Here is a 14,663-nt window from a genome sequence, read left to right on the forward strand (position 1 = left end):
CCTGCACAGTTTCTGGACACCGCAGGCGGCCTTGTCTAAAAGCGTTCCGCCGGAAGATTAAGGTTATTTGCAACCGGACCCGGCCCTATTTCCGATTGGATGAACATGAGCGGCGTCAACGAGATCAGGTCGAAATTCTTGGATTTCTTTGCGGAGAACGGCCACGAGATCGTGCCGTCGTCGCCGCTCGTGCCGCGCAACGACCCGACCCTGATGTTCACCAATGCCGGCATGGTCCAGTTCAAAAACGTCTTCACCGGCGTCGAGAAGCGGCCCTACCAGCGCGCCACCACCTCGCAGAAATGCGTGCGCGCCGGCGGCAAGCACAACGACCTCGACAATGTCGGCTACACCGCGCGGCATCTCACCTTCTTTGAGATGCTCGGCAACTTCTCCTTCGGCGACTACTTCAAGGAGCGTGCGATCGAGCTTGCCTGGAATCTCATTACAAAAGAGTTCGGGCTCAAGAAGGACAAGCTGCTGGTCACCGTCTACCACGACGACGATGAGGCGGCGGGCCACTGGAAGAAGATCGCCGGCTTTTCGGACGATCGCATCATCCGGATCGCGACCTCGGACAATTTCTGGGCAATGGGGGATACCGGCCCCTGCGGTCCGTGCTCCGAGATCTTCATCGACCGCGGCGAGCACATCTGGGGCGGACCACCGGGCAGCCCGGAGGAAGACGGCGATCGCTTCCTCGAATTCTGGAACCTCGTCTTCATGCAGTTCGAGCAGGTGACGAAGGAGGAGCGTCAGCCGCTGCCGCGCCCCTCGATCGACACCGGCCTGGGGCTGGAGCGCATGGCCTGCATCCTGCAGGGCGTCGACAGCGTATTCGAAACCGATCTTTTCCGTAATCTGATCGACGCCACCGCTTCCGCGCTCGGACACGGACCGCAGGAGCAGACGGTGGCATCGTTTCGCGTCATCGCGGACCATTTGCGTTCCTCGGCCTTCCTCGTCGCTGACGGCGTGCTGCCGTCGAACGAGGGCCGTGGCTATGTGCTGCGCCGGATCATGCGCCGCGCGATGCGTCACGCGCAATTGCTCGGCGCCAGCGAGCCGCTGATGCATCGTCTGGTCTGGGCACTGGTGCGCGAGATGGGTCAGGCCTATCCGGATCTGGTGCGTGCCGAAAAGCTGATCGAGGAAACGCTGCGGCTGGAAGAAACCCGCTTCCGCAAAACGCTGTCGCGCGGCCTTGCTATCCTCGACGAAAAGAGCGCCGGCCTGAAGAAGGGCGACATGTTCGACGGCGACACGGCGTTCACGCTGTACGACACCTATGGCTTTCCGCTCGATCTGACGCAGGACGCGCTTAAGTCGCGCGGCATCAGCGTCGACCAGGCTTCGTTCACCGACGCGATGGAAAAGCAGAAGGCCAAGGCGCGCGCGTCGTGGTCGGGAAGCGGCGATACTGCCGGCGAGAATGTCTGGTTTCCGCTGCGCGAAAAACTCGGCGCCACCGAATTTCTTGGCTACGACACCGAGAGCGCCGAAGGCGTGGTCACCGCGCTGGTGAAGGACGGCGAGGGCGCCGAAAGTCTCAAAGCCGGCGAGAGCGGCGCGATCGTGCTGAATCAGACGCCGTTCTACGCGGAGTCCGGCGGCCAGGTCGGCGACACTGGCCTGCTGACGGGCGAGGGTGTCAAGTGCCGCGTCACGGACACGCAGAAGAAGGTCGGCGACCTGTTCGTGCACCTCGGCACGGTGGAGCAGGGCACGCTAAAGGTCGGCACCGCGCTGCAGCTCGAAGTCGATCACGGCAGGCGCTCCTCGATCCGCTCCCATCACTCCGCGACGCATCTGTTGCACGAGGCGCTGCGCCAGGTGCTCGGCGACCACATCGCCCAGCGCGGCTCGCTGGTGGCGCCGGATCGCCTGCGCTTCGACTTCGTTCATCCAAAACCGATCACGGCGGAAGAACTCGCCCGCGTCGAGGACATCGCCAACGAGGTGGTGCTGGAAAACGACGAGGTGACAACGCGGCTGATGGCGGTCGATGACGCCCGCGAAGCCGGCGCGCGCGCCCTGTTCGGCGAGAAATACGGCGACGAGGTCCGCGTGGTCTCGATGGGCAAGCAGGCCCGCGCGCAAGGGACCAACGCGCTCGGCTGGTCGGTCGAATTGTGCGGCGGCACCCATGTGCGCCGCACCGGCGATATCGGGCTGATTTCGGTGACCGGCGAAAGCGCAGTGGCCTCCGGCGTGCGGCGCATCGAGGCGCTGACCGGGCGTCATGCGCGCAAGCATGCCAATGATACGATGGCGCTGGCCAAGACGGCTGCAGCCGAGTTGCGCACGTCAATCGAGGACGTGCCAGCGCGCATCGCTTCACTAGTGGAAGAGCGCAAGAAGCTCGAACGCGATCTGTCGGACGCACGCAAGAAACTCGCAATGGGCGGCGGCGTGACCAACGGCGGTGCGGCGGCCGGCGGCGTGCGCGAAGCCGGCGGCGTCAAGCTGCTGGCGCGTGCGGTCGAAGGCGTCGAGACCAAGGACCTGAAGAGCCTGGTCGACGACGGCAAGAAGCAGATCGGCTCTGGCGTGGTCGCGATCGTCGGCGTCACCGAGGACGGCAAGGCCGGCATCGTGGTCGGCGTCACCGCCGATCTCACGGCGCGATTCAACGCAGTCGAACTGGTGCGCAAGGGCTCCGAAGCGCTGGGCGGCAAGGGCGGCGGCGGCCGGCCCGACATGGCGCAGGCCGGCGGGCCCGACGGCGCCAAGGCAAGCGCGGCGCTGTCGGCGATCGAACAGGCGATGGCCGGCGCGTGAGCGCCGGCAAGCCGGCGCGTGGACTCATGAGCGCGTAGCCAGATACGGCTAGCTGCCAGCTTGACGAAGGCGAGGCGGTTGGACGCGAGTTTGTCATTGCGGGCGCATAGCGGACATGGTCCGAATTGCTGTCGGCTCGACCCGGTCGCGAATTGTTGCAGACTAACCCTAGCCCAAGCTACCGGCGAAGCGTTCGGCCAGACGGTCACGCTTGAATGCCTCAACAACAAAGTCGACGAAGACGCGGGTCTTCGCAGGCAGCAGCGTACGGCTCGCGTAATAGATGGAGATCGGCCCACCGTCGCTGTACCATTGGGGTACGAGGCGCACGAGCGTACCGCGCTCCAAATGCGGGAGCGCATGGCTCATCGCGATCAACGCCACACCGAGGCCAAGCAGGGCTGCCCGGCAGGTCGCTTCCGGATCGTCAAAGACCATCGTCTCGGCCAGTTTCGCTGGAATTTCGGTACCCGCCGCATTGCGCATTAAACGTTCGCGAATCCGGCCTGTGCGCGATGAGCGCCATGCGATTCCTTCGAATGCATCAAGCCCGGTGGGGTCGGTCGGCAATGTACGGTTCTTGAGATATTCCGGCGCGGCGACCGCGATCAGGTGTAGCGGCGCCAGCGCGCGCGAGACAACGCCTGGCGTCCATTCAATGCCGCCCCCGATCGCGGCATCGTATCCATCGGCGATCAAATCGATCTGACGCGTAGTGAATTGCCAATCGGGTCGAATGCCGGGATAGCGAGCCAGGAAAGGTGACAACAGCGGAAGGATGTAATCCGCACCGAAGTTGAGGCCCATGCTCACCTTGAGCACGCCCGCCGGCTCTCCGCCATCCGTCGCCATCCCCGAAATCGCCTGCTGCAGTTCGTCCAGATTGCCCTTGATGGCGAGCAGGAAGCGCTCACCAGCGTCGGTGAGCGTCAGCTTGCGTGTGCTCCTGTGAAACAACCGGGTGCCGAGATTGCGCTCCAGCATCGCCACGTTCCGGCTGACTGCCGCTGGGGTGAGGGCAAGCCGACGCGCCGCAGCCGAGAAACTGGCGGTTTCGGTACTGCGTACGAACGATTCGAGGTTAGCGAGGGTTTCCAGCGGATTGCCTTCAACGAATACTTGAAAGTAATTCCATCAATTCCCGACTAATTATAGGTGAATTTGTCGCCATTATCCACTGCAGAAAGCGCAGCTTCTCGGCCAAAAAGGCCGGCCTTGCCGCCCAAAGTCACGGCGCCAAGAAACCGCAGCGCCCATAAGTTTGGAGCGACATCCATGACCAAGATCAGCGTGAGCGAAGCCGCGAAGGCGGTTGTGCGGCGAAACACCGAAGAAGTGCAAGGCGGCGGGAATTTCGAGGTGTTCGAGGAATTGTTCGCCGACGATTTTCTCGACCATACGCCGCAACCGGGACGCACGGCCGACAAGGCTGGTGCGCGTGAACTTTACAAGGTTCTGCGCGCTGCCTTCCCGGACTTCCACGCGGACATCCACTGGCAGCTAGCCGATGGCGACCGGGTGACGACCTACAAAACTTATCACGGCACGCACAAGGGTGAGTTCTTCGGCATCGCGCCAACCGGTCGCAAAATCCAATTCGAGACGGTGGACGTGATGGGGGTGCGCGACGGCAAGATCACCGAGCACTGGGGCGTGGCCAATCTGTTCTCTCTTATGCAGCAACTCGGCGCGCTTCCCGGCACGCCAAAGGCTTAAAGCCGCGCATTGGAGGACAGGACATGAGCATCGGTATCATTGGAGCGGGCAGTATCGGCCTGGCCGTCGCACAGACGTTGTCGCGAGTTGGAATTGCCGCAACCATCGCCAACAGCCGAGGACCCGCCTCGCTCAAGGAGTCCGTCGCTACTCTGGGCCCGACCATCAAGGCGGGAACGCGCGAGCAAGCCGCCGCCGCAGGCATCGTTCTGATCGCGGTCAACTGGTCGAAACTGCCGCAGGCCGTGGCTGGGCTGCCGCCCTGGGGCGGACGGATCGTCATTGACGCCAATAACCCGATCGAAGCCCCGCTGTTCAAGCCGGTCGATTTGCAGGGCCGTGTTTCAAGCGAGGTGGTCGCCGACCTGGTGCGTGGTGCGCGCCTCGTGAAGGCATTCAATCATCTGAAGGCAGACGTACTGGCCAGCGATCCACGGGCAGACGGTGGCCGTCGCGTGCTCTTCTACTCTGGCGATGACAGCGCCGCGAAGGCGGAGGTTGGATCGTTGATCGATCGCGTCGGATTCGCTGGCATCGACCTTGGTCCGCTCGCGCTCGGCGGCAGGCTGGCACAATTTCCCGGCGGGCCATTGCCGAACCAGAATCTGTTGAAAATCGGATAATTCCCAAATGGCCTTAGCGCGCCGAGTCACGAGATCGGCCATGGCAATCGATCTAAGAATGACCGCTGCTGGCACATCGCATCATTCCATCGCGCTGCGGAGTTTGGTCGCTATCCGAGCAATAGCGGACACCGATTGAGGTGCGCCAATCAAGCTCGATTGATGAGCACGCGCGCAGGTTCGTTTGAAGATAGTCATGCCCAGGCAAAACCGCGAAGCGCATCTTCGCGTTAGAGTGTCCTGGCCATCCATCCATCGCACCTACAAGTGGGAGCGGCAGAACGGCTGACGCCATCTTGATTCGTCACGCTGCAGCCTGATTCTTGGTGATGCTGTAGAGAATCCGCGTTGACCAAACCCTGGATGGTGCCGCGGACCTTGCGGGCATCATTGGTCGCGGCAGTCCGGTAGAAATCCCGATCGCTGGAACTTGCGCAACAGCCGATTTTTGGCGTTCGGGCGAGAGGTGCCAGATGACTTGGTGGATGATGAAGCGATCTCTATTTGCGTCGATCGTCTTTGGCGCTTCGGTCTGCGTGGCCTCAGCGCAGGACGCCAAGGTTTCAGTCGAGATGATCGGAGTAGGGAGCATGAGTTGCGCTCACTGGCGGTCTACGGAAGAGCATCGATTGGAGGGAACGGTCTGGATTCACGGTTTCTGGACGGGGCTTAATTACGTTGCAGCGGCGAGTGGCCAAACACAGCCGAGCATCGGTATGTCGTCGATCGTGGCGGAAGTCGAAATGGCATGCGCCCGGAAAGCATCCCAGACGTTAGCCAGCGCCGTGTGGACGACGTATCTTGGGGCCAAGAGGTAGGGACGCCGATTGTCCGGGCGTCTGTGTACTATTCAGCGCGACCTCCGGCGCCCTCTGAATTTCCTGATTTTTCAATGAAGAGCGTGAAGCGCCGCGACCTGTCGGGTTTCAGACAGAGCTATCTCGCAGTCGATCGAACGATGACCCCACGTCCGTTCTGACGAACTGTTCTCCTGCGCTCAGACGCTTCTGTTGCGCGGTATGCGGTGCCGCTTTCGTCATTCTGACTCTCTTGCGGGAACTTAGAGGCACCGGAAAAGTTGGCAATCGAGCCTCGATCCTGGAAGGGAGACGATGATCCGCCCGATATGCGCCGCCTTGGCGCTCACCTGTCTATCTGCGCCGGCATTGGCCGAAACCTGTATTGCTTCTCGCTATGGATATAGCGGCGGCAAAACCGCATCGGGGGAGCGGATGAATCCAAGCGCGATGACGGCGGCGCATCGCGCCAGACCATTCGGCTCTCACGTCACAGTCACTTCCCATTCGACCGGGCGAAGCGTCACCGTCCGGATAAATGATCGTGGTCCCTTCGTGAAGGGACGGTGCATCGACCTATCCACTGGGGCCGCCCGCGTGCTTGGCATCAGCGGGATTGCGATGGTCTCGCTTCGCTGAGATAGAAGAGTACAAGTGGCGAGCCGCGCCGTGCAGGCCGGCGGGCCTGACGGTGCCAAAGCGAGCGCGGCGCTGTCGGCCATCGAGCAAGCCCTGACTGGCTCCTGAGCGCAGACCTGTTGCTGGCAATTCGGCCTCGGGGCGAGCATAGTTGCGCCCTCACAATTCCGGATAGGTTCATCGGCGTTGATGATATGGACACTCCCGGTCAACGCCGGTGATCCGCGGTTCGGACAACCGGAGTGCCGCCATGTCTATTACGGCTTCCAGCGAAACACACCGCCAACACACCTTCAATTCTGCTGAAATGGGCGCCATCGCTCATCTCTACCGGGGTGAAGTCTACCGTTCGACGATCTGGAGAACGCGGCTCGACAACACCACCAACTGGGCGATCGTCACGATGGGCATCGCGCTGTCGACGACCTTTTCGAGTCCGGAGGCTTCACCCCTGCCACTCCTGCTCGTAGGTCTGCTCATTGCCGTGTTTCTCGGCATGGAGGCGCGACGTTATCGCTACTTCAATGTCTGGCGCGCCCGAGCTCGATGGATGGAGATGAATTTCTACGCGCCAATATTCACCGGTGAAGCCCGCGACGATAGCTGGCAGGCGATTCTCGGGCGCGACTACACGACGCCCCGCCACCACATTTCGTTTGTCCGCGCGGCGGGGCGGCGGCTGCGTCGCAATTACGTCTGGATTCTCGCCGTCCAGGTGATTGCCTATTACGGCAAGATAGCGATCCATCCGACGCCGGCGTCTACCTTGGCGGAATTTGTCGATCGTGCCGCAGTCGGACCGATTCCCGGCTGGGTCGTTCTGATGATAGGCTTTGCCTATAATTTTGGCTGGCTGGCGTTCGCGCTCGGCACGATGTGGCTCGATGAACGCGAGCACGGCACCAAGGGCGACAAGGTGGCGATGGGTTAGCGGTAGCGCGAAGCGCGTCTTCGCATCAGGTATCCCGGCGATGACGGAGAAAGCATTCAGCTCTTGCGCAGGAATACGTAGTCCGCGGAGTAAGGCACGTTGCGATAGCTGCCAGGCTTGTCGCAATCGCCTTCGAGTTTGCCGCCCACCGTATTGATCCGCTGCACCGTCGTGACGCCGGAGAGGATGCCGGTGCCGCGTCCGGACGTCACCGTCAGCTTGAGCAAAGGGATATCGTTCGGCGTGGCGCCGGGCGCGTTGCCGGCCGCCTTGCCGACGACGGCGCTGGAGTCGATGTGTTCCCAGTTCGGTCCCGCGTAGTGCCGGCCGACGGTCTTGCCATCGAGCAACAGTGTTGCGGTCGGCTCGCGGAATGCCCAGGCCAGCTTGCCGTCGGTTCCGGCCTTGCATTCGTAGACCTGCGCGCCTTCGGCGTGGAGCGTGAGCACCACGGTTTCTCCGGGCGCGGTGATGGCGTCGGGAAGGGGTGTCTGGGCGGAGGCGCTCAAAACTGATGCCGACGACAAGAGCAGAGCGAGTGCGGCATTCCGGGCAATCGGCATCATGAATCCATGGTGTTGGCCCCCGAAAGACCAACACCATGATCAGCCAATTATGCCATCGCCTTGACGAGGTTGTCCGAAACCTAGGGATGGCAGCGTCGTATCAGCCCTTGCGCAGGAACACGTAATCGGCCGAGTAGGGGACGCTTTCATAGCTGCCTGCCTTGTAGCAGGGGCCATTGAGCTTTCCACCCATCGTGTTGATCCGTTGCACTGTCGTCACCTGACTGAGAACACCGTTGCCGCGCCGGGAAGTGACTCCGAGCTTCAGCCAGGGAATGTCCATTGCGACCTGCCCCGGGGCGGTGCCGACGACCTGGCCGACCACTGCGCTGCCGTCGCTGTACTCCCAGTTCGGTCCGGCATAATGCCGGCCGACCGTCTTGCCGTTCGAAAAAAGCGTCGCGATCGGCTCGCGAAGCGCCCAGGCGAGTGCGCCGTCGGCGCTGGTCTTGCATTCGTAGACCTGCGCGCCTTCGGCATGCAGCGTGAGCATTGCGGTTTCACCCGGAGCTGCGATGGCCTCGGGAAGTGATGTCTGGGCGGTCGCGTTGACGAACGACCCGGTGAGAAAGATGACAGTGAGTACGGCGTTCTTGGGGAACGACACGGTAATGCTCCGTTATTGGTTTTATTGGTTTTCTATCACGGCGAGCCAACGGGCCGCGCGAATGCGCGCCCGACGACAGGCGCCGAGCAATCCGTCGTGCCTCAAGCCGAGACATGGATTGCTCGTCGCTCTGCCCCTTGCGCAAACGCTTCGCGCTTGTCGCAGGCAATGACGTGGAGGGAGTTGGGAAGGGCGGCTTAGGCCGCCATTGCCTTGGCGAGGTTGTCCGAAACCTTGTCGAGGAAGCCGGTGGTGGACAGCCAGCGCTGATCGGCGCCGACCAGGAGCGCGAGGTCCTTGGTCATGTAGCCTTCCTCGACGGTCGCGACGCAGACCTTTTCCAGCGTCTCGGCGAATTTCGCCAGCTGCGGGTTGTTGTCGAGCTTGGCGCGATGGGACAGGCCGCGGGTCCAGGCGAAGATCGACGCGATCGAATTGGTCGAGGTCTCCTTGCCCTTCTGGTGCTCGCGGTAGTGCCGGGTCACCGTGCCGTGGGCGGCTTCGGCTTCCACGGTCTTGCCGTCGGGGGTCAGCAGCACCGAGGTCATCAGGCCGAGCGAGCCGTAGCCTTGGGCCACCGTATCCGACTGCACGTCGCCGTCGTAGTTCTTGCAGGCCCAGACGTAGCCGCCGGACCATTTCAGCGCGGAAGCGACCATGTCGTCGATCAGGCGGTGTTCGTAGGTGAGCCGCTTGGCCTCGAATTCCTTCTTGAATTCGCGGTCGTAGATGTCCTGGAAGATGTCCTTGAAGCGGCCGTCATAGACCTTCAGAATCGTGTTCTTGGTCGACAGATAGACCGGATAGCCGCGCAGCAGGCCGTAGTTCAGCGAGGCGCGGGCGAAATCGATGATGGAATCGTCGAGATTGTACATTCCCATCGCGACGCCGGCGTCGGGGGACTTGAACACTTCCTTCTCGATCACGGTGCCGTCTTCGCCGACGAACTTCATCGTCAGCGTGCCCTTGCCGGGGAACTTGAAGTCGGTGGCGCGGTACTGGTCGCCATAGGCGTGGCGGCCGATGATGATCGGCTTGGTCCAGCCGGGAACAAGGCGCGGCACGTTCTTGCAGATGATCGGTTCGCGGAAGATCACGCCGCCGAGGATGTTGCGGATGGTGCCGTTCGGCGACTTCCACATTTCCTTCAGACCGAATTCCTTCACCCGGGCCTCGTCGGGGGTGATGGTGGCGCATTTGACGCCGACGCCGACCTTCTTGATGGCGTTGGCGGCGTCGATCGTGACCTGGTCGTTGGTCTGGTCGCGGTACTCCATTCCGAGGTCAAAATACAAAAGCTCGACATCGAGGAAGGGGTTGATCAGCTTGTCCTTGATGTACTGCCAGATGATCCGGGTCATCTCGTCGCCATCGAGTTCGACGACGGGGTTGGTCACCTTGATTTTTGCCATGATGGAGGGGGCCTTTTTTGGAAAACCGCGCGTTTCGGCGGGGTGGAGTGATTATAGGCGGCCTATAGCACTGCAAACCGGCGGGCGAAAGCCAAGCCGTTATGCAGTTTCAGCCCATCCTTTAGATTAGATTGCGGCAGATTAGATTGCCGCCTGGGTCGCCGTCCCCGCCACCACATACCAGGTCACGAACAGGCCGCAAATCAGGGCGCCGGGCAGGCTGGAGCCGGTCCGCCGCCAGGTGAAGGTCGCGATCACGGCGCAGATCGCCAGCAGCGGTACGAACTGGATGGCGACAATGGTCGACAGTGGCACGAAGCCGGGGTCGGGCAGGGGGTTGAACAGCTTTCCGCCGAGCCAGAGGAGGGCGTATTGCCCGCCCACCAGCACGAGGAAGCCCAGCGTCAATGCCAGGATATTGGTCAGGTAAAGCGCCGCTCGGGGCGCCGCCATGGTCGAGAAATTGCGGTGCAGGACGTGCAGCGCGATCACGAAAAATGCCGTGAACGGCACGAGATAGATCAGGAAGATCAAAAACTGCTTCGCGCTCATCAACTTCAGCGCGACGATCCAGAACCGGAAGTCGATCTTGAAGGCGATGTCGGCAAGCCACAGCGCCGCATAGCCGACCGCGACGGACGCGACGGCGATCAGGACCGACTGCAGGACGATGCCCGACCGGCTGGCGCGCTTGGGCGCGAACCGCATCAGTGCCAGCGTGATGAGGCCGTTGATCACGGCCCAGACCAGGATCTGGTTGGTGATGCCCTGCGGCAGAAAGGCGGAGGGTGTTAGGAACGTGCCGCCCAGCGCAAACGCCGGATAATAGGTCAGCGCGGGGATGAAGGCGGACAGGATGAAGGCCGTGGTCCAGCGGCGGCCGCTCGCCGCGGTATGCTCCGGCATGGTGCCGTCGGCGATTTCGGGCAGCCGCAGGCGGGAGTACATCGGCGCCTCCAGCAGTGCGTCGAAAGCTCCGATCAATAGCGCGACAAAGCCGATCAGCGCGATCAGCGTGCCGATCTCCTTGCGGAACCAGATCTGATCGTTGACCGGGCGCGGCGTGCCGCCCTGCAGGGTTTTGGCGAACCAGTCGAGGCTGTAGCCGATGGCCTCGTGCGAGATGTGCTCGGCCGGATGGGTGATCGCAGGTGTGTGAAGCACCCGCGCCGTGCCTTGCGCGATGTCGCCATAGACCTTGCCCGGCTCCACCGGCCCTTGCGTGCCGAACAGGGCCCACAGTTTCGGGCTCTGGGTAACGTCGCGGGCGAGGTCGACGTCCCACATCAGGGTCGAGAATTCTTCGTACTGGGCAAACACCAGCGCCACGTTGCGCGGCCAACTGGTCGTACCCTCGGCGGCGAACGGCTTGCCGGTCGACGAGCCCTCCAGCACCATCGACTTGTAGTCGTTGGGCGCAGCGGTTGCCGCCGCCAGCACGGCCCAGCCGCCCATCGAGTGCCCCTCGAGCCCGATATTGTTCTTGTCCACGATTTCGAGGCTGCGCAGATAGGCCAGCCCATCGGGGCCGCCGAACCCATTCGCGAAGGCGGGCGGGTCGCTATAGCCATGGCCGGTCTGGTCGAGGGCGAGCACGACATAGCCGCGGCGAGCGAATTCGATGGCAAAGCCATCCTGGGTCTCGCGCGAATTGATGTAGCCGTGAACCGCGAGGATGCCGGGGGCAGGGATCTGCGGCGTGGCATTCGCTGGGATGTAGAGCAACCCGCTCATGGTGTTGCCCTTGGCGCCCGTGAAGCGAACGTCCTGGATGCGGATGCCGCCTGCGGTCTGGGTGAAGTGGGCGAGCATGCCACCCGCCAGGATCAGGACCACGCCCAAAATTGCCAACGACCACCTGCCGCGCATGGACGCCTCCTTGATTCCCTCACCGTTGAACCGGATTTCGGGCTGGTTTGCAGCTTCGCTTTGTTTGTGATTGTTAGCCTATCCGAAAGTCGAACACGCGCAAGCGGCGGTGGTGACGCCAATCAGAACTTCTCAATCTCAATCTGGCCGCTTGAAAACCGCGCCACGAGATTGCGGCAATGGGGTTCGCCGAACCGTCGAGCCCAAGCCTCCATACGATCGATCTCGGGCTGAAGGGCGTCCAACGCCGCAGGCTGCCAATACGTTCTCATCTTGCCAAACGGTAGAGCTTCAGTTTCAGAACCAATGCCGAGGAAGGGCAGGAAATCGGCGTCCCTTTCATCGAGCTTTGACTCCCACCAGGCTGCAACAATCTTTCGCGCACCTTCGATGTACGTAAGCCTTCCCGCCAGCATGCCCTGCGCGGCGTCAAAGATCGCGTGACGGGCTTGCAGGATCTCGGATTCATTCCAGCTCATCCGCTTATCCTAACCGGCCTCCGGTCTGCATTTCGATGGGTTCCCATCGATCTTTCCTTGCGCAGAGGACATTGAAGTTTTTGAACGAGGCTCAAATTGGGGGTGCTAACCCCACTATTTTGCTTGAGAAATTATCCCAATCAGGCAATCGAAGGCGGCCTGCGAGGATTTCGTGAATCCCCGATCCTTCAGAAGCTGAAGCAGAAAGTGAAGTTGCGAATGTCCGGTTCGGGCACCGATAAAACCAAGTCTGGTTGGGACTTAGCCGGACCCGTTGTGATCCTCGTCGAGCCGCAGCTCGGCGAGAACATCGGCATGGCCGCGCGCGCGATGGGCAATTTCGCGCTGTCGCGTCTGCGGATCGTCAACCCGCGCGATGGCTGGCCGAACGTCGCGGCGCAACGGGCGGCGGCCGGCGCGGACCAGATTCTGGAACAGGCTCAGTTGTTCGACACGGTCGAGCAGGCGGTCGCGGACCTGACGCTTCTGTTTGCCACCACCGCCCGGGCCCATGATCAGGCCAAGCCGGTGGTCGCCCCGGTGGAAGCGGCAGCCGAGATCGTGGCCCATGTCGGCGCTGGCGGCGGGGCCGGCATCCTGTTCGGCCGCGAGCGCTATGGCCTGCAGAACGAGGAGGTGGCGCTCGCCAACCGGATCATCACTTTCCCGGTCAATCCGGGCTTTGCTTCGCTGAACCTGGCTCAGGCGGTGCTGTTGATCGGCTATGAATGGTTCAAGCACTCGACCGGCGGTGACCTCCCGTTCGCGATGCCCGAGCGGTCCGAGCCGGCGTCGCAGCACCAGATGCAGGCGTTCTTCGACAATTTGGTCCGGGAACTCGACAAGGTCGAATTCCTCCGCCCGCGGGAGAAGCGGGAGACCATGTTGGTGAACCTGCGCAACATTTTTACGCGGATGGACCCGACCAAGCAGGACATGCACACCCTGCACGGCGTGGTGATGGCGATCGCGGAAGGCCGCAAGGGGCCGGCCAAGGGCGGCGTGCTGGATGGCGAGCAGGCGACGCGGCTGCGGGCGCTGCTGGCCGAGCACGGGCAGGGGCCGGCGGCGCCCGGCGACAGCTCCACCGTGCGCGGTCTCGCGCGGCTGCTCCGGCGGAACCCGACCGACGCCGAGCGGATCCTGTGGCAGGCGCTGACCCGCGACCGCCGTTTCGCCGGCCAGTTCAAGCGCCAGACGCCGGTGGGGCGCCACATTCCGGATTTCGTTTCCTTCGTCCACCGGTTGGCGATTGAATTGGTCAACCCGAACGAGTCCGATGCCATCGTCGCCGACCGCGCCGGGCGGAGGACCTGGCTGGAGGCGCGCGACTATCGCGTGATCGAGATGCGGGTGGTGGATGTCGAGGCGGATCTGGCGACGGAACTGGAACGGCTCGAAAAAACCGTAGGGTAGGCAAAGGCGCGCTAGCGCCGTGCCCACCATCCATCACCGATCGCGCTTCCAAATGGTGGGCACGCTTCGCTTTGCCCACCCTACAATCGCTGTCCCTCGGTGCGCGAACGGCGTAAACTTAACTGCTGCGATCTACAACGCAACGCGGAGGTCTGCAATGGCTATATCCGACTGGCGTCTCGAAGGCGAATGGATCAAGAATTGCACCTGCGCGTTTGGCTGCCCGTGCGATTTCAACGCCCTGCCGACCAAAGGTTATTGCAAGGGCTTGGTCGGCATGCGGATCACCAAGGGGCATTTCGAAAAGACCAAACTCGACGGCCTGGTTTTCGCGGCGACCGTTGATTTCCCCGGCGCGCTTCACGAGGGGAATGGCCAGATGCAGCCGATCATCGACGAGCGCGCTACGGCGGAGCAGCGTGAAGCGCTCTTCAACATCATGTCGGGGAAGTTTTCTGCCGAAGGCACGCTGTTCCATATCTTCAGCCTGATCGTCACCAAGATTCACGATCCGCTGTTCGTGCCGTTCGAGTTCTCGTTCGACAAGGATGGGCGCGTGGCGCGCGTCGTCGCGAAGGGTGTGCTGGAGACCGAGGTTGAGCCGATCAAGAATCCGGTGACAGGAGCGCCTCACCGCATCCAGGTTGTGATGCCGGAGGGCTTCGAACACCTGGCGGCGGAGGTCGCCTCAGCCAACATTCGCTCGACCGGCGCGATCAAGTTCGACACCAAGGGCACGCACAGCTCGCTCGCCACTGTCGTTCAGACGCCTGAGGGTGTCGCGGCCTAGCGCCCGCATCCAACTCTACGTGCCGTTCCAGCAGCGG

At 62.4% G+C, this 14,663-nt stretch carries 13 protein-coding genes; 7 read left to right on the plus strand and 6 right to left on the minus strand.

The window, feature by feature from the left end:
• Positions 1-105 precede the first annotated feature (105 nt).
• Entirely contained in the window at positions 106-2,781 is a 2,676-nt protein-coding gene (gene alaS, locus IVB22_RS05895; protein ID WP_247516367.1) for an alanine--tRNA ligase, read from the plus strand.
• A 168-nt stretch (positions 2,782-2,949) separates the two neighbouring features.
• Here alaS and IVB22_RS05900 read toward each other — a convergent pair whose 3' ends face one another.
• Complete coding sequence (locus tag IVB22_RS05900) at positions 2,950-3,879, minus strand: LysR family transcriptional regulator (RefSeq protein ID WP_247516948.1); 930 nt, start codon at positions 3,877-3,879, stop codon at positions 2,950-2,952.
• 177 nt (positions 3,880-4,056) lie between these two features.
• Here IVB22_RS05900 and IVB22_RS05905 point away from each other — a divergent pair, with 177 nt between their 5' ends.
• The 4 genes from IVB22_RS05905 (at position 4,057) to IVB22_RS05920 (ending at position 7,487) form a co-directional block, all read left to right on the plus strand.
• Positions 4,057-4,497 (plus strand): ester cyclase, encoded by a 441-nt coding sequence (locus IVB22_RS05905; RefSeq protein ID WP_247516368.1) that lies wholly within the window; start codon positions 4,057-4,059, stop codon positions 4,495-4,497.
• Positions 4,498-4,520: 23 nt separating this feature from the next.
• Complete coding sequence (locus IVB22_RS05910; RefSeq protein WP_247516369.1) at positions 4,521-5,120, plus strand: NADPH-dependent F420 reductase; 600 nt, start codon at positions 4,521-4,523, stop codon at positions 5,118-5,120.
• 1,112 nt (positions 5,121-6,232) lie between these two features.
• Positions 6,233-6,556 (plus strand): septal ring lytic transglycosylase RlpA family protein, encoded by a 324-nt coding sequence (locus IVB22_RS05915; protein WP_247516370.1) that lies wholly within the window; start codon positions 6,233-6,235, stop codon positions 6,554-6,556.
• 250 nt (positions 6,557-6,806) lie between these two features.
• Complete coding sequence (locus IVB22_RS05920) at positions 6,807-7,487, plus strand: DUF2270 domain-containing protein (protein WP_247516371.1); 681 nt, start codon at positions 6,807-6,809, stop codon at positions 7,485-7,487.
• 56 nt (positions 7,488-7,543) lie between these two features.
• On the opposite strand, the gene IVB22_RS05925 is transcribed toward IVB22_RS05920, so the two are convergent.
• From IVB22_RS05925 to IVB22_RS05945, 5 genes are all read right to left on the minus strand, one after another.
• A complete protein-coding gene (locus IVB22_RS05925) occupies positions 7,544-8,050 on the minus strand; it encodes a DUF3455 domain-containing protein (protein ID WP_247516372.1) in 507 nt (168 codons plus the stop codon).
• 103 nt (positions 8,051-8,153) lie between these two features.
• Positions 8,154-8,627: a DUF3455 domain-containing protein gene (locus IVB22_RS05930; protein ID WP_247516949.1), complete on the minus strand. Its 474-nt coding sequence runs from the start codon at positions 8,625-8,627 to the stop codon at positions 8,154-8,156.
• 230 nt (positions 8,628-8,857) lie between these two features.
• Complete coding sequence (locus IVB22_RS05935; RefSeq protein ID WP_247516373.1) at positions 8,858-10,072, minus strand: NADP-dependent isocitrate dehydrogenase; 1,215 nt, start codon at positions 10,070-10,072, stop codon at positions 8,858-8,860.
• 141 nt (positions 10,073-10,213) lie between these two features.
• Positions 10,214-11,941 carry a S9 family peptidase gene (locus tag IVB22_RS05940; protein ID WP_247516374.1) on the minus strand — a complete coding sequence of 576 codons (1,728 nt, stop codon included), beginning with the start codon at positions 11,939-11,941 and terminating at the stop codon, positions 10,214-10,216.
• A 122-nt stretch (positions 11,942-12,063) separates the two neighbouring features.
• A complete protein-coding gene (locus tag IVB22_RS05945; protein ID WP_247516375.1) occupies positions 12,064-12,420 on the minus strand; it encodes a hypothetical protein in 357 nt (118 codons plus the stop codon).
• A 219-nt stretch (positions 12,421-12,639) separates the two neighbouring features.
• On the opposite strand from IVB22_RS05945, the gene IVB22_RS05950 reads away from it, so the two are divergent.
• Positions 12,640-13,836, plus strand: a complete 1,197-nt coding sequence (locus tag IVB22_RS05950; protein ID WP_247516376.1) for a TrmJ/YjtD family RNA methyltransferase — start codon at positions 12,640-12,642, stop codon at positions 13,834-13,836.
• A gap of 157 nt (positions 13,837-13,993) precedes the next feature.
• Positions 13,994-14,626 carry a DUF1326 domain-containing protein gene (locus IVB22_RS05955; protein ID WP_247516377.1) on the plus strand — a complete coding sequence of 211 codons (633 nt, stop codon included), beginning with the start codon at positions 13,994-13,996 and terminating at the stop codon, positions 14,624-14,626.
• Positions 14,627-14,663 lie beyond the last annotated feature (37 nt).

The organism is Bradyrhizobium sp. 190 (genome assembly GCF_023073415.1).
Lineage (GTDB): Bacteria > Pseudomonadota > Alphaproteobacteria > Rhizobiales > Xanthobacteraceae > Bradyrhizobium.